Annotated in this window: 19 protein-coding genes; 8 read left to right on the top strand and 11 right to left on the bottom strand. The window is 60.1% G+C overall.

What is annotated here, in order from left to right; translation table 11 throughout:
* Positions 1–15: 15 nt before the first annotated feature.
* On the bottom strand, positions 16–1,776 hold the full coding sequence (locus tag ACY9XZ_RS14365) for a BCCT family transporter (RefSeq protein WP_463457706.1): 1,761 nt from the start codon (positions 1,774–1,776) through the stop codon (positions 16–18).
* 413 nt (positions 1,777–2,189) lie between these two features.
* Here ACY9XZ_RS14365 and ACY9XZ_RS14360 point away from each other — a divergent pair, with 413 nt between their 5' ends.
* Positions 2,190–2,351 (top strand): hypothetical protein, encoded by a 162-nt coding sequence (locus tag ACY9XZ_RS14360; RefSeq protein WP_463457705.1) that lies wholly within the window; start codon positions 2,190–2,192, stop codon positions 2,349–2,351.
* Between the two features lie 4 nt (positions 2,352–2,355).
* Here the strand turns inward: ACY9XZ_RS14360 and ACY9XZ_RS14355 are convergent, their stop codons facing one another.
* The 4 genes from ACY9XZ_RS14355 to ACY9XZ_RS14340 all read right to left on the bottom strand — a co-directional run bounded on the left by ACY9XZ_RS14355 (position 2,356) and on the right by ACY9XZ_RS14340 (position 9,550).
* The gene (locus tag ACY9XZ_RS14355; RefSeq protein WP_463457704.1) at positions 2,356–2,799 is read right to left on the bottom strand and encodes a universal stress protein; all 444 of its coding nucleotides are present in this window, start codon (positions 2,797–2,799) and stop codon (positions 2,356–2,358) included.
* 107 nt (positions 2,800–2,906) lie between these two features.
* Complete coding sequence (gene ilvA / locus ACY9XZ_RS14350; RefSeq protein WP_463457703.1) at positions 2,907–4,154, bottom strand: threonine ammonia-lyase; 1,248 nt, start codon at positions 4,152–4,154, stop codon at positions 2,907–2,909.
* A gap of 56 nt (positions 4,155–4,210) precedes the next feature.
* Complete coding sequence (locus ACY9XZ_RS14345) at positions 4,211–6,763, bottom strand: GcvT family protein (RefSeq protein ID WP_463457702.1); 2,553 nt, start codon at positions 6,761–6,763, stop codon at positions 4,211–4,213.
* Between the two features lie 216 nt (positions 6,764–6,979).
* Positions 6,980–9,550 (bottom strand): GcvT family protein, encoded by a 2,571-nt coding sequence (locus ACY9XZ_RS14340; RefSeq protein WP_463457701.1) that lies wholly within the window; start codon positions 9,548–9,550, stop codon positions 6,980–6,982.
* Positions 9,551–9,919: 369 nt separating this feature from the next.
* On the opposite strand from ACY9XZ_RS14340, the gene ACY9XZ_RS14335 reads away from it, so the two are divergent.
* The 3 genes from ACY9XZ_RS14335 (at position 9,920) to ACY9XZ_RS14325 (ending at position 13,106) form a co-directional block, all read left to right on the top strand.
* Positions 9,920–10,876, top strand: coding sequence for a succinylglutamate desuccinylase/aspartoacylase family protein (locus tag ACY9XZ_RS14335; RefSeq protein WP_463457700.1), 957 nt, complete (start codon positions 9,920–9,922; stop codon positions 10,874–10,876).
* 137 nt (positions 10,877–11,013) lie between these two features.
* A complete protein-coding gene (locus ACY9XZ_RS14330) occupies positions 11,014–12,168 on the top strand; it encodes a hypothetical protein (protein ID WP_463457699.1) in 1,155 nt (384 codons plus the stop codon).
* 77 nt (positions 12,169–12,245) lie between these two features.
* Positions 12,246–13,106, top strand: a complete 861-nt coding sequence (locus ACY9XZ_RS14325; RefSeq protein WP_463457698.1) for a methylenetetrahydrofolate reductase — start codon at positions 12,246–12,248, stop codon at positions 13,104–13,106.
* Between the two features lie 306 nt (positions 13,107–13,412).
* On the opposite strand, the gene ACY9XZ_RS14320 is transcribed toward ACY9XZ_RS14325, so the two are convergent.
* Complete coding sequence (locus ACY9XZ_RS14320) at positions 13,413–14,789, bottom strand: aminomethyltransferase family protein (protein ID WP_463457697.1); 1,377 nt, start codon at positions 14,787–14,789, stop codon at positions 13,413–13,415.
* A gap of 237 nt (positions 14,790–15,026) precedes the next feature.
* Positions 15,027–15,524, bottom strand: coding sequence for a dihydrofolate reductase (locus ACY9XZ_RS14315; RefSeq protein ID WP_463457696.1), 498 nt, complete (start codon positions 15,522–15,524; stop codon positions 15,027–15,029).
* Between the two features lie 222 nt (positions 15,525–15,746).
* Between ACY9XZ_RS14315 and ACY9XZ_RS14310 the strand changes: the two genes are divergently transcribed.
* A complete protein-coding gene (locus ACY9XZ_RS14310; RefSeq protein ID WP_463457695.1) occupies positions 15,747–16,022 on the top strand; it encodes a hypothetical protein in 276 nt (91 codons plus the stop codon).
* Positions 16,023–16,192: 170 nt separating this feature from the next.
* Here the strand turns inward: ACY9XZ_RS14310 and ACY9XZ_RS14305 are convergent, their stop codons facing one another.
* Positions 16,193–16,846, bottom strand: a complete 654-nt coding sequence (locus tag ACY9XZ_RS14305) for a helix-turn-helix domain-containing protein (protein WP_463457694.1) — start codon at positions 16,844–16,846, stop codon at positions 16,193–16,195.
* Positions 16,847–17,252: 406 nt separating this feature from the next.
* On the opposite strand from ACY9XZ_RS14305, the gene ACY9XZ_RS14300 reads away from it, so the two are divergent.
* Positions 17,253–17,420, top strand: a complete 168-nt coding sequence (locus ACY9XZ_RS14300) for a hypothetical protein (protein WP_463457693.1) — start codon at positions 17,253–17,255, stop codon at positions 17,418–17,420.
* 50 nt (positions 17,421–17,470) lie between these two features.
* Here ACY9XZ_RS14300 and ACY9XZ_RS14295 read toward each other — a convergent pair whose 3' ends face one another.
* The 3 genes from ACY9XZ_RS14295 to ACY9XZ_RS14285 all read right to left on the bottom strand — a co-directional run bounded on the left by ACY9XZ_RS14295 (position 17,471) and on the right by ACY9XZ_RS14285 (position 21,286).
* The gene (locus tag ACY9XZ_RS14295; RefSeq protein ID WP_463457692.1) at positions 17,471–18,571 is read right to left on the bottom strand and encodes a carbon-nitrogen hydrolase family protein; all 1,101 of its coding nucleotides are present in this window, start codon (positions 18,569–18,571) and stop codon (positions 17,471–17,473) included.
* 102 nt (positions 18,572–18,673) lie between these two features.
* Positions 18,674–19,912 (bottom strand): MFS transporter, encoded by a 1,239-nt coding sequence (locus tag ACY9XZ_RS14290; protein WP_463457691.1) that lies wholly within the window; start codon positions 19,910–19,912, stop codon positions 18,674–18,676.
* A gap of 591 nt (positions 19,913–20,503) precedes the next feature.
* A complete protein-coding gene (locus ACY9XZ_RS14285) occupies positions 20,504–21,286 on the bottom strand; it encodes an IclR family transcriptional regulator (RefSeq protein ID WP_463457690.1) in 783 nt (260 codons plus the stop codon).
* 528 nt (positions 21,287–21,814) lie between these two features.
* Here ACY9XZ_RS14285 and ACY9XZ_RS14280 point away from each other — a divergent pair.
* Positions 21,815–22,912, top strand: coding sequence for an ABC transporter ATP-binding protein (locus ACY9XZ_RS14280; RefSeq protein WP_463457689.1), 1,098 nt, complete (start codon positions 21,815–21,817; stop codon positions 22,910–22,912).
* Position 22,913: 1 nt separating this feature from the next.
* On the top strand, positions 22,914–23,714 hold the full coding sequence (locus ACY9XZ_RS14275; protein ID WP_463457688.1) for a creatininase family protein: 801 nt from the start codon (positions 22,914–22,916) through the stop codon (positions 23,712–23,714).
* The last annotated feature ends 20 nt before the right edge of the window (positions 23,715–23,734 follow it).

Genomic DNA, 23,734 nt, shown 5'->3' with positions numbered 1-23,734 from the left:
CAAAACGAGAGCGCTTCAGTCGGTACCCGTCGCCGTGTCGTCACCTGGGTCGGAGATATCTGTCACCATCTCGTCGCCAGCGGTCACGACGTCCACGTCCTCCCGTTCAGAGAGATCCTGAATGGTCTCTGCGAACTCTTCGGATTCCAGTATCTGGTACTCGTTGTCGAGCCCCAGATACACCGTATAGCACATCAGACACAGGATAAGCGCGAACGGCAGTCCCGTGGTGATTGCGGCCGTCTGGAGCGCCGTCAGACCGCCGCCGATGAGCAGGATGGACGCGACGAGCCCCTCGGTAAGGGCCCAGAAGATCCGCTGGGTCCGCGGCACGTCGTGTTTTCCGCCCGAGGTCAGGTGGTCGATGACCAGTGACCCCGAGTCCGACGACGTGACGAAGAACGTGATGACCAGCAGCGTCGCGATCAGTCCACTGACCACGCCGAGCGGGAACTGCTCCAGCAGGGCGAACATCGCGACGGTCTGGCCGACTTCGTTGTAGGTCGCTAGCGCCTGTCCGTTCCCCATCAGTGAGTTGAACATCGCGCTGCCACCGAACACCGACAGCCAGAGCGTCGAGAACATCGACGGGAGGAACAGCACGCCCAGGACGAACTCCCGGACGGACCGGCCCTTCGAAATGCGCGCGATGAACATTCCGACGAACGGCGACCACGCGATCCACCAGCCCCAGTAGAACACGGTCCAGGCGGTGGGGGTCCCATTCGCCGCTTCGTTGAGCGTCCCGGTGAAGAATCCGAGCGCGAGGATGTTCCCGAAGTACGCGCCGAGCCCCTCGGTCCACGTCCCGAAGATGTACACCGTCGGGCCCACGATGACGAGGAACCCGAGCAGTGCGAACATCAGGTAGAGATTGAGCGTACTCAGCCGCTTGACTCCGCCGTCGAGCCCCGCCGCGACTGAGAGGGTCGCGATGAGCGTGATCCCGGCGATGAGGGCGACCTGCGGCCAGGTTCCTGTCGGGATACTTACCGCACCGAGCATGTCGCCGCCCACGTAGGAGAGCCCCGTGTTGACCTGTGCAACACCGAGTCCCAGTGAGGTTGACAGCCCGAACAGCGTCGCGAACACCGTCACGAGGTCGATGATGTGGCCCGGCCAGCCGTAAATCCGCTCGCCCAGCAGGGGCCAGAATATCGACCGGAAGGTAAGCGGGAGCCCGCGGTTAAACGAGAAGAACGCGAGGCCGAGTCCAACCAAGCCATACACCGCCCACGGGTGAAAGCCCCAGTGGAAGAACGTCTGTGCCATCGCGGCGGACGCCGCCGCACCGGTTCCAGCCTCGGCCCCGAAGAAGCTCGGAGGATTCTGGAAGTAGTACAGCGGTTCCGAGACGCTGAAGAACATGAGACCGATACCCATGCCGGCGCTAAACAGCATCGCCATCCAGGAGAAGTCGCTAAACTCCTTCTCGGCCTCGACGCCGCCGATTTTGATATTACCGTACTTGCTGAATGCGAAGTACAGCAAGGTGATGATGAACACGTTCACCGCCAACAGGTAGAACCAGCCGAAGGTGTCCCCGATGGTGTTGAACAGCCACGTGTACGCCGAGGCTGCTGTGTCACCCAGCAGTATTGTCATTGCGATAAACAGCGCAATTATCACCAGCGCAACCGGGAAGACCACTGGGTGGATGTCGAAACCGGCCGCCTGGATGTTCGTATCACCGGGCTCGCGGTCGGACTCCGGGTGGAACAACTCGACCTGAAGCCCGTCCGACATTTCGCCGGTCGGGTCGTCACTGTCTGCCATACGTTACCCCTCTCGAACGCGGTACTAGTCTGTGTTGTCTCATTGTCGTTGTCGCGGTCGTGCTCTGTCGTGGTCCGTCGCCACCGTCATGCCAGCGACATCCCGGCATAGCGCGTCTATGGCGTTTGCATCCTGTTTGGCTCATTGTACTCGCTCGGACGGGCACGGTGGCCCGCAGGGCTATTGTCGACGTGTTTTATGTGCTACACAGTCTCATACTTATGCAGTAATGCGACTCTAATAAAACTTCACCTTAGACTCCAATATATCACGGATTGAAGCGCTGTACTGGTATGACTCGGCGGACACTTATGTTATCTATCAAATTGAGGTTTGCTGGTCACAGGTGAGCGGTTCACTACCCGTATGGTTGGTACGTGTCTATTTATTTCGAACCCCCGTCTACGGCCAGCATGGCACGACTACTGGCGACAGGGGCAGCCGCACTGGCGGCACTGCTGATGGGCGTCGGTCTCGTCGGCATGACAATCGGTGACTTCCGGCTCGCAGGATTCAGTTTCCTCAGCGCGAGTCTGGTGTTCTACATACGCGAGACCCGGCTGATAGACGCCTGATGGGTCAGATATCGTTGACACTCATCCGCTGACTGATGACCGGGACGCTCGACGTCCGGACCACTTTGTCCGTTGTCCCACCGAGTAAGTTCCCGAGTTTCCCGCGGAACGCCGACCCCAGGACGATCACGTCCATCCCGTTGTCCTCGGCAAACTCGACGATCTCCTCGCTGGGCGCGCCGGTTTTGAAATGCGTCTCGTAGTCGACGCCGTTGTCTTTGGCGACGCTGCCGAGGTTCGCCAGCACCTCTTCCCCGTATTCCCGGTACTCCTGTCGCATCTCCTCCTCGTCGTCTCTGAGCGCGAGCGCACGCGGCGTGCCCGGCAGGTCGATTACGTACAATGCATGGACTGTCGCGTCGAGAGCGGCGGCGAGTTCGATGCCGTGTTCTGCCCCTCTCCTGGCCTCGTCGCTGCCGTCATAGGGGACGAGTATGTGGTCGTACATGGTGCCTGACTCATGTACACTTCCCCCACGTACCTGTTATAGGTTTCCCCCGCTCAGGATGGTCAGCGCGTCGGTCTGAACGCTGACTGGGGACAAGGTAGTCGCGTTCAGGACTTCCGTGCGACGTTGTCGACGGGATAGCCCGCATCGCGTATCGCCGTTATTATCGTCTGTGCGTGCTCGGCACCGCTCGTTTCGACGTTGAACACGAGGTAGGCTTCCCCGATTTCGAGATTCTCGACGGACCGTTCGTGCCGGACATCGTGGATGTTGGCACCTTGCTTCGCGATGACACCCGAGATTTCCTCCATCACACCCGGCTGGTCGTCGATGCGAACCCGGAGCTGGAGGAGCTGCTGGCGCTCCGTGAGCGCGTGGATGAGAACCTCACGCATCTGTGTCATGTCGAGGTTGCCGCCACAGAGCAGCGGCATCACCGTTTCGCCCGAGACGTCGAGGCCGTCACTCAGCACGGCGGCCACGGAGGCGGCCCCGGCACCTTCCACGACCTGCTTGGCCCGTTCCATCAACAGGAGAATCGCCTGTGCGATGTCGGTGTCCGAGACCGTCACGACCTCGTCGACGTTCGCCTCGATGATATCGAGTGTCGTCTCCGAGATCCCGCCGGTGGCGATGCCGTCGGCGATGGTGTCGACTTCGTCGAGCACGACCGGAATCCCCTTGTCGAGGCTTTCGTGGACCGTCTCCGCACCGGTCGCCTGCACACCCACGACGCGCGTCTCCGGCGAGAGGTGTTTGATCGCCGTCGAGACGCCGCTGATGAGCCCGCCGCCCCCGATAGGGACGACGACCGTATCTACGTCGGGGCAGTCATGGTACATCTCCGTGCCGAGGGTCCCCTGTCCGGCGATGATATCCAGGTCGTCGTAGGCGTGGACGAACTCCGCGTCGGTCTCCTCGACAACGGCTTTGGCGTGTGCCATCGTCTCCTGGAAGTCGTTGCCGACCAGTTCGACGCTCCCGCCGTAGGCTCTCGTGGCGTCGATCTTGGCCTGTGGCGCGTTCTCCGGCATGAAAATCGTCGACTCCGCCCCGCATTTGGTCGCGGCGAGGGCGACGCCCTGCGCGTGGTTGCCGGCGCTGGCGGCGACGAACGACTCGACGCCCTCAGCGACGTCCTGCGAGATTTTGTTGTACGCGCCCCTGGTCTTGAACGACCCCGTCCACTGGAGGTGTTCCATCTTCAGGTGTACCTCGGCGTCGACGAACCCGCCGAGGGACGTGCTCCGTTCGACCGGCGTTTTCTTGACGACCGTGTCGTCGTCCAGGCGTTCGCGGGCTCGTTCGATGTCCGCGTATGTGACCGGTAGCGTCTCCGATTCGGTTTGTGTCATGTGTTCCTGTTGTGTCGGGTCTTATGCCGACCTTGTCAAGTCATTGGTCTGTCGCATCACTTAGTGATTCGCTCCCGAGCAGGGTCGAACAGCGGCTCATCACGCACAGTCGCGTCGTACGTCTCGCCCTCGCACTGTATCTGGACTGACGTGCCGGCCTCGGCGTGCTCTACCGGGACGTACGTGTACGCAACCGATTCGCCGATACTGTAGCCGTAGTTCCCGGCCTGCACGTAGCCGATTGCCTCGCCATCTTTCATCACTGGTCGCCCACTCAGCATGATATCCGTCGAGTCATCGAGGGTAAGCGGCGTGATTTTGCTGTCGATTCCCTCGTCGCGGGCGGTTTCCAGCGCGTCCTTACCGATGAACTCGGTGTCCATGTCGACGGCGAATGGGAGGCCGGCCTCGAAGGGATTCGAGTCCGTGTCGATGTCAGTTCCCCAGAGGCGATACCCCTTCTCGAGTCGCATGGAACTCAGCGCGCCGCCGCCCATCGGTCGAACGCCGAGATCCTGGCCTTCCTCCCACAGCGTCTCCCAGAGGCGCTGACCGTACTCCGTCGGGGCCCACAGCTCCCAACCGAGTTCACCAACGTACGAGACACGCAACGCGATGACCGGGACGTCGCCGACGTACATCTGCTTGGCCCGGAAGTACGGGAAGCCGCTGTTAGTCACGTCTTCGTCCGTACACCGCTGAAGGAGCAGTCGTGCGTTCGGCCCCCAGAGGCCGATCGTCGATTTCGCCCCTTCCTCGACGTGGACCGACACCGTCTCGGGAGCCTCGTCTGCTAGGTGGCCGCCGTGGATACCGGGAGAGTTCCCGCCGCCGGTCGTCACCATGAACGCCTCGTCGTCGAGTTTGACGACGGTGATATCCGCGAGGATGCCGCCACCCTCGTTCAACAGCAGCGAGTAGCGGACCTGCCCGGTTTCGAGGTCCATGTCGTTGCTACAGACCCGCTGGAGGAACGCCTGGCTCCCCTCCCCTTCGACCATGATCGAACTGAACGTCGTCATGTCGAACATCGACACCTTGTCGCGGGTATGGAGATGTTCAGCAGCCTCGATCTTCGAACGGTTGATGCCCTGCCAACCGTCCTGGTCGGGAATCCGGTCCTCGTACTTCTCGACCAGGTCGGCGTTTGACTCGTACCATTGCGGCGTTTCCCAGCCCCCGCTCTGGTAGAACTCCGCGCCGAGTTCTTTTTGCTGGTGGTAGAACGGGCTCGTCCGGAGTTTCCGGTGATCGTCCGGCTGCCATCGCGGCTCGACGATGCTGTACACCTGCTCGTATCGCTTGGCTCCGCGGTCGACGAAGTAGTCCTTCTCGCCCGCGTGGGGCTCGAACCGGCGGACGTGAATCCCACCGGTATCGACCGGACCGGACGGGAGCCGCGGAACGCCGTTCTCCATCCACTCGGCGAGAATGCGGCCGTAGCCCCCGGAGTGGGTCCACCAGATGGCCAGGCCCGTCCAGAGCCCGTCGACCTGCGCCGTCTCGCCGACGGCCGGCATCCCGTCGGGCGTGAAGACGAAGATGCCGTTCTCGGTGGCCTCGTACTCCACGTCCTGTGTCGCCGGCAGCAGTTCGTCGAAGGCCTGCTTCGCAGACTTGTCCCGCCCGCGGTGGGTGGGCGTCTCCCAGTGCTCCTTCGTGAACCCCCTGACTGAGGCCTGGTGTTCCTCCGAGTTCTTCCCCATCGCCTCGGGGTCGACGGAGAGAGTCTCGTGGTTGTACGACCCCATTCCGAGGGCGTCGCCGTGTGTCCGGAAGTACAGCGAGTGGTCCTGGTCGCGGCCGACCGGCTGGTGTGGGCCTTCGCTCATGTACTCCGCGATAGAGCGGTCACCCGGCACCTCGAGGCCCGTCGTGTTGTCGCCCACGGAGGATTCGGCGTCGGCGAGTTCGTCCATCGGTTCCGTGACGACGTACTGGTGCTCGACCGGGGCAATCGGGAGGTCGAGCCCGGCCAGTTGGCCGGTCTGGTAGCCCCAGTTGTTCGTCGCGATGACCGCTCGCTCGCAGTCGATCCGTCCCTGATCGGTTTCGACCGCGTTGATTTGCCCGCCCTCGACATCCAGGTCCGTGACCTCCGTGTCCCCGTAGAACGACGCCGAGGAGTTCTCAATGTACCACTGGAGCGCGCCGATACCGTCGACGCGGCCGTCTGTCGGGGAGTAGTAGCCACCGAGGATCTCGTCTTCGTCGACCATCGGGAGGTGCTCGGTGACTTCCTGCGGCGAGAGCAGTTCTGGCTCCGGCAGGCCGTACGAAGTCGCCCACTCGACGCGCCGCCGGAGGAAGTCCATACGGTCCTCGCTCCGGGCCACCTCGATGCCACCGACCTCGTCGTAGACACCGGCATCAGAAAGAAGCCGACTGGTGTAGTAGGCCGTCTTCGTCTGTATCTTCGACGGCGACGTCTGGAACATGATGCCGGGTGCGTGGACTGAGGACCCGCCAGTAACGGGCAGCGGTCCCTGATCGATGACCGCGACATCTTCCGCGCCGAGTTCGGTCAGATGATAGGCGACGCTACACCCGACGGCCCCGGCACCGATAATGACTGTATCCGCCCGAGACGGGGGAGTCTCTGTGCTCATGGTTCTCGTCCGGGACTGTTTCTGTCACAATCATAAATACACCGGTGGCGTGAGACTGCCTGACTTGAGAGCTGTGGGTAGCGTGCTCAGATACCGGTTTTTCAGCCAGTACGCCAACGTTCGGTATCCGGCGGTCGGTGGCACGAAACGACGATGCGTGGCCGAACCACAGCGTGTTACAATTTCGATAGAACCAGTGGGAGTCCGATCTCGCCCTCAGACGAGCGGTTCCTCACGCACAGTCGCGTCGTACCGCTCTCCCTCGTAGAGGATTTCGACGCTGGTTCCGGGTTCGGCGTACTCGGGCGGCAGGTACGTGTAGGCGACGCAGGCCCCTTCGGTGTAGCCGTACTCGGCGCTGTGGAGGTAGCCTATGGTCTCGTCGCCGTCGAGCACGGGCTTGTTGTCCAGCACGACGGCGTCCTCGTCGTCCAGCGTCAGGCACGCGACTTTGTGGTCGATGTTGTCGCCGTCGGCGGCCGCCGCGACCGCCTCCTTGCCGATGAAGTCGGTTTCGAGGTCGACCGCCCAGCCGAGGCCGGCCTCGTAGGGGTTGTGCTCCGTGTGGAGGTCCTTCCCCCAGAGGCGGAACCCCTTCTCGATGCGGAGGGAGTTCAGTGCGCCGTTGCCATAGGGCCTGATACCGTACTCCTCACCGGCCTCCATGATGTGCTCCCAGAGGCGTTCGCCGTACTCCGAGGGCGTGTAGAACTCCCAGCCGAGTTCGCCCGCATAGGAGACTCGCAGCGCGATGACGGGGATGTTCTTCACGAAGAACTGCTGGCTCGTGAAAAACGGGAAGGCGTCGTCCGAGAGGTCGACGTCGGTGACCTTCGAGAGGACCTTCCGGGCGTTCGGGCCGGTACAGACCATCGCCGCCAGGCTGGAGGTCACGTCGTTGACGACCACGTCGTCGGGGGACTGCTCGCGCACCCACGCGACGTGGTTGTTGCCCACCTCGCGACCCGTAGTCAACAGGAGGTAGCGGTCCTCGTCGGTTCGCGTGACCGTAATATCCGCCCGGACGCCGCCGCCCTCGTTGCACATCAGCGTGTACTTCACGTCGCCCACGTCGATGTCCATGTCGTTCGTACAGAGGTACTGGACGAACTCGCCGGCGTCGCTCCCGACGACTTCCATCTTGTTGAAGGAGGTCATGTCGTGGAGCCCGACGTTGTTGCGGACGTTCAGTGCCTCAGCACCCTCGATGGGCGACCAGTACTTCGCCTCCCAGCCTTCGCGGTCAGGAATCCGGTCGCCGTACTCCGCCAGCAGGTCGGCGTTAGACTCGAACCAGTGTGGTTCCTCCCAGCCCGCCTCGGCCCACAGTTCGGCGTCGTACTTCTTGTGGGTGTGGTACATCGGGGTTCGACGGATGTCCCGCTGTTTGTCGGTCCAGACCCACTTGGGGTGCATGATGTTGTAGACGATGCGGTACTCCTCGCCACCGATGTCCCGGGCGAAGTCCCAGCTTCCCTCGTGCTCGTCGAAACGGTTCACGTCGCAGTGCGCGAGGTCGATCGGGCCGTCCGGCAGGCGCGGGACGCCGTGTTCCATCCACTCGGCCAGAGCCTTCCCGGCACCGCCGGCGTGGGTGACCCAGATCGCCGCCGCCGTCCAGAGGCCGTCGTACTCCTGAACGGGCCCCATCACGGGGAGGCCGTTGGGCGACTCCGCGAACATCCCGTTGTACTTGTGTTCGAGTTCCTTGCCGGCCGTCGCGGGCAACAGCTCGTCGCTGGCCTGTCGCGGGGCCTTGTCCGGGCGATCCGGATGGGTGGCGTTGTCCATGTGGTAATCGGTGAACTCGTGGACCGATCCCTGCTCGCCGTCCGGGTCGTTCCCGCCCAGTTCCAGCGGGTCGGGCACGATGGGCTCGTGGTTGTACGAGCCGATACCGTAGGAATCCCCGTGGTTCCGGTAGTACATCGCGTTGTCCTGATCGCGCAGAATCGGGCGGTCCGGCCCCACGAGGAGTCGCTTTGCCTTCTCGCCGGAGACGTTCTCGTAGTTCTCGAACAGCGGGTGATCGGTGATGTCGACCGCACTGTCTGCCAGTTCTTCAAGCGACTCCGTCATCGTGTACTGGTGCTCGACGGGCGTCACCGGCAGGTGTACGTCGAGTTTCTCGCCGAGCTGGCGAGCCCAGATGTTCGTCGCGACGACGACCTCGTTGCACTCGATAGTACCGTTCTCCGTGACGACAGCCGCTACCGAGCCGTTCTCGGTCTCGACGTCCTCGGTACGGGTGTGGGGGACGAACTTCGCGCCCCTGTCCATCGCTTCCCGGGCCAGTGCGTCACACGCGACGACACCGGAGACCTGTCCGTCCGTCGGGGAGTAGTAGCCGCCCTTGATCTGGTCAGCATCGACAAGCGGGAGGTGCTCGGTCACTTCCTCGGGCGAGAGCAACTGGGGGTCCTCGATGCCCCAGGCCTTGGCGTACTCGACGCGTCGCTGGAGGAAGTCCATCCGCTCATCGCTGCGCGCGACTTCGATGCCGCCCGTTTCGTTGTACGCCTGGTGGCCGTCTGCCCCTTCGAGGTCCGAGTACAGCCGCCGGCTGTAGTCCGCGAACTGGCTGAGGACCTTCGGTTCCGCAGTCTGGAACATAATCCCGGGAGCGTGCGTCGACGATCCACCCGTCGTCGGCATCGGCCCCTGGTCGACGACGACCACGTCCTCACGGCCGAGCTCTGTCAGCTGGTAGGCGATGTTGCAGCCGACGATTCCGGCACCGACGATGACGGTGTCGGCCTGGGTCGGCAGGCTGTCGGTAGGCTTCATAACTCTGTGTAAAACGTGCTATGGCGGTCCAATATAGTTACCGCATGCTCCGATTCTTTTTCAAAGTGATAGTGGGACATCACGTAGTGTTTCAGAATAACAGGAGTACCATTGTTAATAGATTTGGGTCCCCTGTGGTGGTTATCGCTTTCGTTCAGAGCAGACTGGTCGCGACCAACTGGCCGATTGTATTGGCGAGTTATGTGTTAACGGTACCCTACCCGTTGTCGGTACGGTACTCTCACACCGTCGGCGACCGCTGTGGTTCGGCTCTTGATGGGTATCGACGCGCGTGCGCTAGTAACAGCGATTGCTCCGACAGTGGCCCTGCTCCCGGTGTTTTTTGTCTGCGCGCCACCGGGCATCGGTATGGACTACGCGTCAGTCACGCACACGACGACTGATCGACGGCTCGGACGACTGCCGTCGGGACGGGACGTGTCCGTGACTGTTCACCGATACGTCGGTGGCCCCGGACCGACAGTGTACATCCAGGCGGCGCAACACGGCATCGAACTCAACGGCCCGGCCGCGTTGCGGCGACTCCACGACCACCTGATCGACGCGAGCATCGCCGGGACAGTCGTCGTCGTTCCAGTGGTGAATCAACTCGCGTTCGACCATCGGTCGTACATGACCCCCGGCGAGTACGACGTGATGAATCCGAACCTGAACCGCGTGTGGCCGGGCGACAGCTCGGGAAGCCTCCAGGAACAGTTCGCCGCCCGACTGTGGGAACTCGTGAAAGACGCCGACGCAGCGGTCGATCTCCACACCGGCACGGCAGACATGCTAGAACACGTCCGGTGCCAGTCGGGCGATCCGGGCGCCGAACGACTCGCCGAAGCCTTCGGCACTTCCTATAGGCTCACCGACAGCCCCAAAGACGGAAACGACGACGGCTCAGGCGGGACGTTCCGTGCTGCGGCTGCGGCGTCCGGGATTCCGGTTATCACTGCGGAGCTGTCGAACAGTCGCCGGATCGCACAGAGCGCAGTCGCGGCAGGTGTCGACGGGCTACGGAATCTCTTGCGCGAGCGGGCTGTGCTCCCGGCGGAGCCGGAACCTCGGGCTGAGCAGACGGTGCTCCGCAACGACGCGGAGCCGGTCACCGCGTCGGAATCGGGACTGTTCGAATGCCGGCCGGACGTCGCCGTCGGCGACACCGTCGATGCCGGGACGCGTCTGGGGACCGTCTACGAACCCGCCTCGTTCGAACAACAACAGGTCGTCTCAGCGACAGAACGGGGAGTGATCTTCTCGCTTGCCAGGGGGTCTGTCGTCGTGAAAGGGGAACGCCTCGCAGGCATCGCCACGCCGCGATAGCCGTCGCGCATCCAGTGATCCGTCCGCGAGCACTGTTCAACCCTGAGTTGGTAGCCACAGTTTTGCGGAGGTATATAAATGGGTTGGGTATTCCACACCTATCTCTACACCATAACGTGTCATAGTTACTCAATGACATGGGACTTCACACCGCCTTCACGGCGCTCGCGGAGGTCATCGATGCATACGAATCTCGTGGTCGCGCCATCCAGACCGTCGAAGCATCGCCGGCCGACACCGGTACCGCAGTCCTCGACGTGACGCTGGCGATGCCGGTCTCACTGCGTTCTGGCGGCGGCGCCGGGGAAGGTCTCACGCCGGAGACGGCGAGACTAACTGACAGCGGTGACCTCGAAGTGACGTTCACGCCGTCCGCAACTGAACTCCCGTCACCTGCCGGTGTCTCACTGTCGATAGGTGACGCTTCAGCCACCGTCACCGACGACGGCTTGCTCCTGACGGTACAGTTGACAATCGACGCCACAGCCACACCGGACGGGGAGCCCAGCGTCGATTGCGGGGTCGGCACCGACGAGTCAGCAACAGTCAGCGCAGTGACTTCAGCCGATACCGGGGGCAGTGCGCCCATCGATGGTTCGAACGGCTCGGATTCGGCGGCACCCCCTGCTGGAGGCGATGATTCGCAAACATCCTCGCAGTCAGACGGCGAACTGACGGCAGAAACCCGGTCTAATCGCGAGGCCGATACGGAGTCGGATCCCTTCGCCGCTGTTCGCGATGATTCCGTGCCGCCGTACGAAGACACGGACTACCTACAAGCGCTGTACGACGACTGCGACAACTTCAGGGAGATCGCCGAGCAGATACAGATGGACGTCTCCTCCGAGACTGTCCGCCGGTACATGATAGAGGCGGACATCCACGTCCCGAACACGTACAACACGTCCAGTGACGACGCGGAAGAAGCGTCGCCCAAATCAGGGGAGTCCGACGAGGCCACGCAGACTGAGGCTGAGGACGAACAGGTCAGCGTGGTCGAACCCGTTTCGGCCGAGCGGTCGGAACTCCCCGACGAACAACTGGTGACTGACGGGCTTGGACTCCCGGCTGATGTCCAACTCTGCGACATCGCGGATGCGGTCGTCGATTCGGACACCGTGTACGAGGTCCAGCGGTGCCTGAGTCTCGATCGGAGCCAGACCCGGGACCTCCTGGAGGAACTCAATCTGCTGGATCTCGTCCTGTGTCGGCTCGCGGACGAACCCGACCACAGCGTCTCCTACGGGACCGTAGCTAGTCGGATCCGGCAGTGTACGCCCGGTACCGCGTGATAGAGGGGGTTATTATAAAGGGGTTCGATGACCCACCCACAGAGAAAAGTACGGGTACGCCTAATCTCCGGCAGATCATGGCCCTCGGAACACGCGCTGTCGCAGACAGTCAGGGTGTCAGGACGCTGCTGACGAGCGCACGGTTCGAACTGATGCCGTTCGAGAGCTTCGACGAGGAGATCACCCATCTCCCCGACGACGCCACTGTCGCGATCACCACCTCGCCACAGCTCGGCATCGAGAAGACCGTCGAGAAAACGGAGGAAGCCGCGGAAATGGGGTACGAAGTCGTGCCACACATCGCGGCCCGCTACGTAGAAGGCCGAGAGCAACTCGAAGCGATTGCCGAGCGACTGGAACAGGCGGGCATCACAGACATCTTCGTCCCGGGCGGCGACCGCGAGGAACCGGCCGGTGAGTACGAATCTGCGCTCGATCTGCTCGAAGCGCTCACAGAAACCGAGTACTCCTTCGAGGAGGTCGGCATCACGGGCTACCCCGAGGGCCACGACTTCATCGACGACGAGACGCTAGCGGAGTCGATGGCACAGAAAGCACCGTACGCGACGTACATCGTCACCCAGCTCTGTTACGATCCAGAGACAGTGCTGGAGTGGGTCGAGGACATCCGCGCTCGCGGTGTCGAACTCCCGGTCGAGGTCGGCATCCCGGGCGTGATGAACTACCAGCGTCTGATGCAGATCTCGCAAAAGGTCGGCGTGGGTGACTCGATCAAATTCCTCAGGAAGACGACAGGCATTCTCGGGTTCGTCAAGCAACTGGTCGGCTCCCGCGGGACCTACGAACCCGATGAACTCATCGACGGTCTCGCGCCATACGTCGGGGACGACGAGTACAATATCCGCGGCGTCCACATCTACACGTTCAATCAGACGCCCGACACGGAGAAGTGGCGGCACAAGCGTCTCGACTCCTGACATCGGTTGTACTTCCGAGTATCCTGATTCTACCAGCTATACCGGACCTGTACTCGACCTGCCACGGCATCTGTGGCTGTCAATAAACTCGCTGCGGGCCAGAGTTGTTCGGGACGTAGCCCGGAAAAGTACCTGCTCGAATACTTGCCAGCCAAAGCGGTCCGCAGAACTTAGTCTGGGCCACGCTGAAAGAGAGTGACGTTCCTTCTCCGTAGTTATAAGTCGGCCCCGAAAGTCTCAACCGTCGCCCGAAGCAGAACGGCTGAGTGACAGATGTGTGGATTACCTGGATAGACCGAATGAGGATTAGTCGTCGCTTTCGGCCTCTTTCCGGGCGTTGAGTTTGGCCTGTTCTCGGGCGCTCGGATTGACGGACTCCTTGAACGGCACCTTGGCGGCGGTCGCGAACACCGGTTCGCCAGGTTCCTCGGCGTACTCGTCGGGGAGGTGAACCCGGAACTCCAGATCAAATTCCTCGTCGTAGATTTCGTCGTTGAGCGGCGTGTCGGTGACTTCCTGAATCTTCTCAGCCGGGACAAAGCCCATGCCGATGTTGGTCTCCAGGTCCGGATTCCACCACGGGGAGGTGAGGTAGCCGCATTCCTCGCCCGTGTCCGGGTCGGAGATGAGCCAGAAGTCGGGAGCGTAGTCGCGGATCGGCTCGCCGGCGATCTTCAGGCCGATAAGCTTGTGCTGGAACGGGTAGTTGCCGTTCTCGATCTGTTCTTTCTGTTCTTCGAGCGTCTCTTTCCCGATGTAGTCGGCCTCCTTGTCGTCGGGGACGTGGTAGCCGAGGTTGACCTGGAACGGGGAGGTTTCGTGGTCGAGGTCCTGTCCCCAGGACATGATGCCTGCGGCGATCCGGCGGTGGTGGCCGGGAGCGATCTGACGCCCGCCGTGGTCTTTGACCGACGCCATGACAGGGTCCCAAACTCGTTCGGCGTACTTGCTCGCGTCTTTGACGTAGATCTCGAAGCCCTTCTCGCCGGAGAAGCCCGTTTGGCTGATGAGCACGTCGACGCCGTCGATTTCGGCGTCCATCAGGCCGTAGTACGGGACGTCTTTGACCTTGTCACCGACGACGTCGACCATTACGTCGAGCGCTCTCGGGCCCTGGATCTGCATCGGTGCGACGTCAATCTCGTCGATTTCGACGTCGAAGTCGTTGTCGACGTTGACGCCCTGTAGCCACTGCATCAGCGTCGAGTCAGAAATGGAGAACCAGAACTCGTCTTCCTCGGGGCGCAGCAGGACGGGGTCGTTGAGGACGCCACCGTCCTCGTTACAGAGGATCACGTACTTCCCGTCCATGGCGTCCATACCCGTCACGTCGCGGGTGACGACGTAGTTCGTCAGCGCCTCGGCGTCCGGCCCTTTGACACGAATCTGGCGCTCTACGGCGACGTCCCAGAGGGTGACGGTGTTAGTCAGTGCGTCGTATTCCTTCATCACGCCGCCGTCTTCGGGTTCGATGAGGCCGCGTGGGTGATAGAGGCGGTTGTAGACGGTCGCTCGCCAGGCACCCTCCTCGTTGAAAGACTTGTGGAAGAACGGGGATTTTCGAACGCGCGTTGACACCAACATCTCGATGTTGGGGTCACCAGTCTGGCGGAGGTTACGGGGGACTGTCCGATCTGACTGGTCGACACTGGGATAGTTAGGGTGTTCCTCGTTACCGCTCATGCCTGTGTGAAAAGACGAGAAATGCTAATAAAAGATACTGTTACTTGCTTCTGGGGTTTAAATACGGGATGGTTTTTTGCGGGCAGTGATAGTGACTGGAACTGTAATTTTATGGCCTGTGAGGGTATATACGTCGAAAATTCGAAGTCGCGTTCCCAGTGGTGGTAAGGCTGGGATCCCGCGGAACAGACCGCACGGAACATAGCCGAGCAACGGCTGTGATTTCTCGGAAATACGTCATGCCGGGCCGCTGTCAGTGCGAGTGTATTTCACGATGTCGAAATCGCTGTGAGTCGTTCGCTCCGTTTCAGTCCAGCAGGACCAGTCGACGGTCGGAAAAACGGTGTCGCCGTCGAAAGCCGCGGTGAGTTCGGTCAAGAGCAGTTCGTCGGCTCGTGGGAGAAACTGCTCGTATACAGTACCGCCCCCGATAACGTACGTCGTCGAGGCTCCACTTTCGTTTGCTTTGGCTAACGCAGCCGTGATCGACGTAACGGCCGTGACACTGTCAGGAAGCCGTTGCGGCGTCGAGGTCAAAACGATGTTCAGGCGCTCCGGCAGGGGACCGTCGAGATCGCGTTGAATACTCTCGAAAGTCCGCCGCCCCATAACTACTGGATGGCCGGTAGTCGTCCGTTTGAAATGTGTCAGATCTTCGGGATACTGCCACGGTACGTCGCCGCCGGCACCGATCACTCCGTTTGCCGCGACGGCGGCGATCAGTGAGAGTTTCATACATTTCCCTTGTCGGGCTGCTGGTAATAAGTTCGACCCAGCGGATGATCGGCCACCGCCACTCCCGGAATTGGAAATTTGCTGTCAGAAATCGGAACGACCCCAGCTACCATCTCCCTAAGCAAGGCCGATCTGTCACGGTGGCACAGTGCCATTGCTAACTCGGACCGCGATAACGCGTCTCGCGCGCGACTTATGGGGGTCAGCCATATAAAATATCGTATGGACACGATTCACCTGTCGCCCGGTCCCGCCGCTGCCCAGGCGTTTCGTCTGGGCATCGTCGCGAGCGCCGTCGGTGGACTCGCCGGAATTGCAACGTTGTACTGGTTTGACATTTTGACACCGCTGCTTGCTGGATACGCGCTTGTCCTCCTGTTTCCCGTGTATCTGGTCTTCGCCGCGACGGTGTTGAGCGTTTGGCTGGGATACAACAAGGATGCGACGGCATTACGGCCAGTTTACCGCGAAAAGGGTTCGAACGGTCGGTCGAAGTAGCTTGTTACGGTGAAGTAGCTCGTATTATGACTCGAGAGAATTATTTTCCAGCATTTACGTCCAAACAATACTATTTGCATTCATATGAGGTAGTGGTATTTTGATTTGAGTCTAAAATAGGATTCGGTCTGTGAAGTAGTTATCCGATACCCCGGTGTCGGTTTTCGAGATCACTCCTCTTTGTCGATTATCGTTGCCGCGATGAGGTTCCGCATTCCCCGTCGGAGCCGGCCACTCATCGCCGTCGAGGACAGTCCGATCTCGGCTGCGACTTCGTTCAGGGAGATGTCTCTGGGTTCCCCGAAATAGCCGTTTTCGTACGCGGTTATCAGCGCGATCCGCTGCTCGTCTGTCAAGCCGTATGACGACTCACCGCCGGTGTCCGTGTTTCCGTATATTTCGATGATATCGAGCGAGATGTCGTTCTCGTTGGCGTATTCCCAGATCGTGTTGAGCGCCTCACGGTCGGGGAGCAGGAGTCTGACGAGCCACCCGTTCCCTTTGGTCTCTGTATGGACCAGAAACCCGTTGACATCGGTCACGACAGAGCTGATGAGTTTCGTTTCGGGAGTGTGCTCGATGTAGTATATGCCGGTCTGGTCGGTCCAGTCGACGAGTTCGTAGCTCTGGACTGTCGGATCGTTGTCGAGTGTCTCTTCGAGTCGCTCCCTGTCGTGGTAATCGATGAGGAACGGAAACACGGTCGATCCGGGGTCAGTATTTCCCTGCGTGATGACGCGGATCGCGATGTCTTCGAGGTTCTGTAACGTCGGAACCAGAGCGAGACGTTCGTGTTCGATGTGTATTTTCGTCGTTATTGACATTGTGTGGGAAAGAGACTGCTATCGAAGCATCAAAAACGGGCACCAGTTCGACCACTGAGCGCTATCATCTGTGAGTTGCCGTATATATGTCGGGGAACCAAGTCAATGTTTACATGCACAGGTACACACACGAGGGCAAAAATATAAAGCTGACTGCAGCTCCGGGTAGATCTATCGCTCTGGGCTGTGTGTTTTCACCACTGAGAACGCTTCGACCGGGATAGTAACGGCATCGAAGAGACAGGAACCAGCGTGGGGATCAGATTCCGTTAATCTACTCGATCCGGTAGGAAACAGACGTATCGGCGGTAATATGCATTAACAATTGTTTATAATTTGCCGTAATAAATACCCGGAATTATCCACCAATGAAGTTAGAACGCTGTACCCAGTATACAGAAGTGATATGAGCAAACCACAAACTCAGGCCACTGAGAAAAGCAAGATCTCAAACGACGATTTCTATCTGCCGGCAGTCGCGCTCCCGCCGAACTTCGGTCGTATCGAGTCGGTCGTTTCCGATCTCTTCGATTTCCACGGTGTCGTGTTGATTCCGGACAGTTACAACAAGTAACGCTCCGGACACTGTTTTGCGGTTCAATCGAGGGCGATTGCCCCGGTCGATTACTCAGTTAGTGCGTCTGCAACCGCTTCAACAGCCTCGACGGGCACGTCGTGTTCCTCAGCGACCGCTTGTGCGTGTGCTGCCGAGAGCGTATCATTCGCTGTAATCGCATCCGTCCTGGGTTCACGGGGCTGTGACGGCGCAAGCGTCTCGTCGCTGATAGACAGGTTCACCGCGTCCCATCGAGTGTAGTGGCCCATCGCGTCGAAGTACGCTTTTGTCGCCCGTCGTTCGTCGTCACGGAACTCGGCGGTCAGAAGGCCCTCCTCACCGACCAGCGGCCCGGCTTTGACGATCCCTGCCGGATTAATCAGCATGCTTCCGCCCGCGGCGACGTTGAATCCGAGTTCGTCCTCCGAGAAGCCGTCCGGGACAGCGTCGCTCATGTACGCCGAACACGCTGCGACGAACGACTGGGTTTCGAAGGCGTACTCGCGCATCGCGGGATAGATGTCACACGTATCGACGGCCTCGCTCGTCTCGGCGCGGGTCTTGTCACCCGGGTGACCGTGCTGTTCCCAGAAGCCGGGCCAGACCGCGGCGTGTATCTCTTCGCCCATCGTGGTCAGCGCTGCCTTCGAGAGCGTCATGTGATTCTCATAGCAGATGAGGCCACCGAGCCGCCCGACATCTGTCTCGTACGTGGCCAGACTCGATGGGTCGCCCCGCCCCCAGATGGCACGCTCCTCGTGGGTCGGCATCAGCTTACGGTGGCGACCGATCAGGTCCCCGCCGCTATCGAAATAAAACAGCGAGTTGTACAGTGTCTCACTCCCCTGTCGGTCGCTGACTTCGTTCGTACCCAGCACGAGCGTGAGGTCGGCTTCCGCGACTGTCTCACCGAGTATTTCGACGGCCTCGTCGTCGACATGGAGACTGTTTTTCTGGAGGTCCACCATCAAGTCAGTCCACCTCGAGATGGACACGCTGCCCCGCCAGTATGGATAGCCCGGGAAGTACGTCTCGGGGAAGACGACGATGTCTGCTCCCTCCCGGCCCGCCTGTTCGATGTATCGGCACGTCTTGTCTAGCGTTCCCTCCTTGTCGTGGTAGACGGGCTCGACCTGTGCGGCTGCGAGTGTGAACGATTCGGCTGGCATTCGGTCACAATATACAGGCCAGCATCAAATCAGTTGGTCCGAATACACCGGGACGGGGGCGTGGAACTGCGTCGTGGTAGAGAGAGGTGAGGCCGTATCTCCCTACCGGCGTCCTGGCTCTGGAGCCTGCCAAGCAACGAGGATACCGGCCACAGCTACCGCGCCAGCCAGCAGAAACGCCGGTTCAAATCCGGCCCTGTTCACTACGAACCCGCCCGCGATCGGTGCAACGAACGCCCCCGCGAGTCCGACGCTGGTCTGAAATGCGACCGCCGTTGCAGCCACGCGCAGGTCGACGACCTCTCGAACGTATGTAAACGAGAGGCCGAGCGTCAGTTGGACCGCAAACCCGATCAGCAAGAGGACGGCAACGAGCAGCGGCAGCGAGCGAAACTGCGTAAACCCGAAGAGAAGCGGGGCGGCGAGACCGAACGAGCACAGCACGACCGGTCGCCGTCTGCCGTCAAAAACCCGGTCGGAAATGAGCCCGCCGCTGATTCGGGAGAGTACACCCACGGCGGGGAATACAGCAACGACGAGCCCGCTCACGGCAAGGGAAAAGCCCAGTCCTTGTGTGAGGTACGACGAGCCCCAGCTATTCACGAACAGGTACAGTGCGTAGCCCAAAAAGCCCATGACGCCGATGAGCCAGACGTTCCAACTCCGGAGCACGGCACCGAATTCCTGCAGGGACGGGGCATCGCCACGGCTGCCGCCGTGCCCGTGGCTCGCCGGCCAGAAGACGACCAATCCCGCGAGGGCGGGGCCGATAAACGCCAGGAAGACAGCCGGCCAGCCGAACCGCTGGGCGATGAGCGGCCCCGTTCCCTGTCCGAGTGCGAAGCCGACCGGCCCGCTGGCGGTGAAGATACCGACTGCTGTCGCGCGGTGAGAGTCGTCGACGGCACGGCTCACCATATCGATACCGGCGTTCCAGACAACGACGTACGCAGCTCCCCCCAGTGCACGCGATGCGAGGATCGACTCGTACTGGCCACGCCGACCGGCTCGCCAGCCCCATACCCCGGCGATGACTAATAGGCCCACCGCGAGGGCCATCGCAGTTCTCGAATCGGTCCGGTCCAGCACAGCACCGGCGGGGAGGCTGGCGACGACAGCGGTGCCGAACATGACCCCGACCAAAAGGCCGGCCGCCGTCGGCCCGACCCCCAGTGATTCCCGAATGAGTGGCGTCACGCTCGCAGGGACGATCTCGTAGGCGGCCAATCCCATCGAGATGACGCTTGCGCTTACGACAAGCCACACCGTCGAACCGGCCGGTCGGACGACCGATGCAGCGGTCCCATCCGAGACATCCGGGTCGGTGGCCGAAGGTGTCATTCAGTGCGAGCAGACGGGTCGTGTGTCGGCCCTGATGCTTGGCACCTGCAAACGTGGGTCCTCGGTCTGGTCGGTCCGGGGCTCCAGCCGCCTTTGAACGGTCCTGTTTGAACGTGACAAGGGCTGTTGAGCGCGGCAGGTCGATGGCGGTGTCTCACTACTGGTGAGTGTAATAGCAGATCGTATTGAAACCATGGGACCTGAACCGGATGGTTGGGCCGGCGGTCGTGGACTGTGGAGTGGTGATCGGTTGAGTGGAACAACAATACGTCTCCATACTGCGCAGAGATAAATCAAATATATGGACTCTAATCATTAAATCGGCTATATTACTCTTCTATCTTTTATTTTACTTTCATTTGAGTGTTTTCAAGCCTATCTATCCATTAATCTAGTTCTTGGGATATTTATGTGTATTTCGATCCGTATCTCCGCAGTTATGTCAATACCAAGGGCTTAGTTTGGAGCTATTAAATCAGCAGTCGGGGACAGTATCGCTCGGGAGAAGTTGTATAAACAAAAGAGAACAGCCTGCGGAGTTTCTACACGTCCAGCACTCCCTCGGCGTATTTAGAGAGTTCAGCCTATATCTTAGCCGTCTATAGTACTGTATTCGTAATACTGACTCCGTACTTCGATTTCGTTTTTGGTATAGCGAAGCACCTCTAACAGGTTTGCCATATATTTTGAGCTGAATCTGTCTCTGGGTCCGGTGATGCCCAGTGACACCATGACCTCCTGTTCATCGTTAAATATCGGAACGGCGACGCCTCGAACGCCTCTGAGGTGCTCTTCATCGTCTATCGCATACCCCTGATCTCGGATGCGCGCGAGGGCTGATTCGAGATCGGACCGGGACGACAATGTGTTGTCCGTGCCTCTCGGAAGCCCGTGTTCGGCAACGATTTCGTTTCGTCTTTCGACTGGTAGGTTCGCCAGAATAACCTTACCGAGTGATGTCCAGTGCATCTCTGTATGATTTCCGATCGGGATTTCGTCGCCGGCGGCCTTTCCACCGGAGCTCCTGTAAAGGATAACTCTCTGTCCGTTCTCTTCGATACCGGCACCGGCGATCTCTCCGGTTTCTCTACTGAGCTCTTCCACTTTGTTGCGCAGTAGTCGGCCGATATCGAGTCCCTGCCGGACGCTGCCACCGAGTTCTAAAAACCGGAAAGACCGACGATACTCGCCCGATTCCTTGACAACGTAGTCTCGCTCTACCAGTGTGTTGAGGTGGATAAAAACAGTGCTCGTCGGGATGTCAAGATGAGTCGCCAGTTCAGAGAGGCCTACTGGTTCAAGTTTTCCGAGCGCAGCGAGAATATCGAGCGTCGTTTCCACTGCGCTGATCGTTTTTTTATTTTGCGAGGGCATAGCACAGCTTATTTTTGCAGGATAAAATAGCTTCCGCTGAGAGACAAAGTATTTTCAACTGTATTGGAAACCTTCGCTAGTTCGTCTGAAGGATTTTTCTAACAAGCGTACTCCTGTTATTTTGTAGGTTGCCCCGACACACGTATCGTGGCAACACACCACATGAAAGAGGGGGAAGCGAGATCGGATGCCGAATTTCGGGGCCTCAGACGCTCTGGGGGCGGTTCGTGCTCAGCCGGTTTCTAGTCCGTAACCAACAGGTGGCTTTCAACCTCATTGGAAACTAATATTTGGTTTTCCAATATCCTGTTTTCCCCGGGGTAGAGACCCGTCTATCCTGCATAACTGCATTACGGTATAGGACACCGCCACCATTTGAAACGTCGCGCTTTAGCTGCAGAAGCGCGGATCAAGTGCCATAACGAAGTTCGGTATGCACTCCGGGTATTTTTACGTGATTGGTCTGCCAGATCGGGCTGATACTACCAACATTTATTAGTGATGGTTGTGATTCTCCGCTTACTCCGTATGAGCGAGGTTACACTATCAAACGTCAGCAAGGTATACGACGACGATGTCCTTGCAGTTGAGGACCTGTCTTTGGCCGTCGAAGACGGGGAGTTTGTCGTCGTCGTCGGACCATCGGGATGTGGTAAATCAACCACGCTCCGGATGATTGCCGGACTCGAAACAGTCACCGACGGCGAGATTGCTATCGGTGGAGACGTAGTCAACGACGTTCGTCCACAGGACCGGAACATCGCGATGGTGTTCCAGAACTACGCACTGTATCCGCACATGACCGTGCGGGACAACATGTCCTTCGGGCTGCGTCTGTCAGGCGAGTATGATGACCAGATCGAACAGCGCGTCGACGAAGCCGCCGAGCTGTTGGAGATTTCGGACCTCATGGACGACCTGCCGAAGCAGCTCTCGGGTGGCCAGCAACAGCGTGTCGCACTCGGGCGAGCTATCGTTCGCGATCCGGAAGTGTTTCTGATGGACGAACCGCTGTCGAACCTGGACGCCAAGCTTCGGACCCAGATGCGAACGGAACTCCAGCGGATCCAGGAAGAGCTAGACGTGACGACGATCTACGTCACACACGACCAGACGGAAGCGATGACGATGGCGGACCGGATCGTGATTCTCAATCAGGGCGAACTCCAGCAGGTCGCCCCACCGGAGCGCTGTTACGACGAGCCCAACAACAAATTCGTTGCGGGGTTCATCGGGTCACCGTCGATGAACTTCTTCGAGGTGAGTGTGACAAACAGCGGCGGAAGTGCTACGTTCCACTCAGCAGACGTCGAGTTTACACTCAACGTCGACATCCCGGATGGGGAGTACACGCTGGGCATACGTCCCGAGGATTTCGTCGCCGAAAGCGCCGGTGCGTACATCGATACCGTTGTCGATGTGGTCGAACCCATGGGCTCGGACAACTTTCTCTATCTGGAGACTGCAGGGGGGTCGAAAGAAGTCGTAGCCCGGGTGGATAGCGAATACCGTCCGGAACGGGGCGATGAACTCTCGTTAGGGTTCCATACAGCTGATATGCATCTGTTCGGCCCTGACGGCGAACGACTGGCACTGACCCAGCTACGACAGACGGAATCAGCCTAACATGTTGTACGATACTATCGGTCGGAAAGAGAGCGAATGGGCCGGGATGACTGCGAGTCAGATCCGAGACGTCGGCGAACAGCCCGGCTCCGTCCTCGTTATTCCCGTCGGGAGCGTCGAACAACACGGCAATCACCTCCCGGTCGTCACCGACACGCTTCTCGTCGAGGCAATGGTTGACACCGCCATCGAGCGTCTGGATGACGTTCCCATCGTCGTCACGCCGCCGGTCTGGAGCGGCTTTTCCCCACATCACCTGTCGTTCGGCGGGACACTGTCGGTTGAGTTCGCCCATCTGCGTGCAATACTGGAAGACATCGCACACGCGGGCATCGAAAACGGGTTCGATGCGGTGTTGTTCGTCAACGGCCACGGCGGAAACAGTTCCCTCATCAACGCCGTCGTGAGTACCGTCGGCGTCGACACCGAAGCCGAGGTCCTCGGAACGACGTACTTCCGCTTAGCATCGGACAGAATCGAGGAGCTTCGAACGACCGAGACTGGTGGGATGGCCCACGGCGGGGAGTTCGAAACGTCCCTCATGCTCGCCCTCCGACCGGATCTCGTGGGCGACCCGGAGATCCGCGACGGTGAGCCGATGGACGAACACTACACATGGGGCGGACAAGACTTGCTCGACGGGGGCGACATCGCTGTCTACCGCCCGTTCGACGCGTATTCCACGTCCGGTGCCATCGGTGCGCCGAAACAGGCGACCGCCGAAACGGGCGAACGAATCCGATCGATCATCGGCGAAGAGCTCGCGGCCCTGATGGTCGCGGTTCACGAGAACAATGCCTAAGCAGTTAGCCACGAAATACA

The organism is Haloarcula sp. HT12, assembly GCF_055271655.1.
Note: the sequence above shows the minus strand (reverse complement) of the source record. Positions and strands in the feature narration are given on the sequence as shown.

Excerpts from the sequence above, each read along its gene's own strand:
- ACY9XZ_RS14365 (WP_463457706.1), bottom strand. The coding sequence starts at position 1,776 with ATGGCAGACAGTGACGACCCGACCGGCGAAATGTCGGACGGGCTTCAG.
- ACY9XZ_RS14360 (WP_463457705.1), top strand. The coding sequence starts at position 2,190 with ATGGCACGACTACTGGCGACAGGGGCAGCCGCACTGGCGGCACTGCTG.
- ACY9XZ_RS14355 (WP_463457704.1), bottom strand. The coding sequence starts at position 2,799 with ATGTACGACCACATACTCGTCCCCTATGACGGCAGCGACGAGGCCAGG.
- ilvA (WP_463457703.1), bottom strand. The coding sequence starts at position 4,154 with ATGACACAAACCGAATCGGAGACGCTACCGGTCACATACGCGGACATC.
- ACY9XZ_RS14345 (WP_463457702.1), bottom strand. The coding sequence starts at position 6,763 with ATGAGCACAGAGACTCCCCCGTCTCGGGCGGATACAGTCATTATCGGT.
- ACY9XZ_RS14340 (WP_463457701.1), bottom strand. The coding sequence starts at position 9,550 with ATGAAGCCTACCGACAGCCTGCCGACCCAGGCCGACACCGTCATCGTC.
- ACY9XZ_RS14335 (WP_463457700.1), top strand. The coding sequence starts at position 9,920 with ATGGACTACGCGTCAGTCACGCACACGACGACTGATCGACGGCTCGGA.
- ACY9XZ_RS14330 (WP_463457699.1), top strand. The coding sequence starts at position 11,014 with ATGGGACTTCACACCGCCTTCACGGCGCTCGCGGAGGTCATCGATGCA.
- ACY9XZ_RS14325 (WP_463457698.1), top strand. The coding sequence starts at position 12,246 with ATGGCCCTCGGAACACGCGCTGTCGCAGACAGTCAGGGTGTCAGGACG.
- ACY9XZ_RS14320 (WP_463457697.1), bottom strand. The coding sequence starts at position 14,789 with ATGAGCGGTAACGAGGAACACCCTAACTATCCCAGTGTCGACCAGTCA.
- ACY9XZ_RS14315 (WP_463457696.1), bottom strand. The coding sequence starts at position 15,524 with ATGAAACTCTCACTGATCGCCGCCGTCGCGGCAAACGGAGTGATCGGT.
- ACY9XZ_RS14310 (WP_463457695.1), top strand. The coding sequence starts at position 15,747 with ATGGACACGATTCACCTGTCGCCCGGTCCCGCCGCTGCCCAGGCGTTT.
- ACY9XZ_RS14305 (WP_463457694.1), bottom strand. The coding sequence starts at position 16,846 with ATGTCAATAACGACGAAAATACACATCGAACACGAACGTCTCGCTCTG.
- ACY9XZ_RS14300 (WP_463457693.1), top strand. The coding sequence starts at position 17,253 with ATGAGCAAACCACAAACTCAGGCCACTGAGAAAAGCAAGATCTCAAAC.
- ACY9XZ_RS14295 (WP_463457692.1), bottom strand. The coding sequence starts at position 18,571 with ATGCCAGCCGAATCGTTCACACTCGCAGCCGCACAGGTCGAGCCCGTC.
- ACY9XZ_RS14290 (WP_463457691.1), bottom strand. The coding sequence starts at position 19,912 with ATGACACCTTCGGCCACCGACCCGGATGTCTCGGATGGGACCGCTGCA.
- ACY9XZ_RS14285 (WP_463457690.1), bottom strand. The coding sequence starts at position 21,286 with ATGCCCTCGCAAAATAAAAAAACGATCAGCGCAGTGGAAACGACGCTC.
- ACY9XZ_RS14280 (WP_463457689.1), top strand. The coding sequence starts at position 21,815 with ATGAGCGAGGTTACACTATCAAACGTCAGCAAGGTATACGACGACGAT.
- ACY9XZ_RS14275 (WP_463457688.1), top strand. The coding sequence starts at position 22,914 with ATGTTGTACGATACTATCGGTCGGAAAGAGAGCGAATGGGCCGGGATG.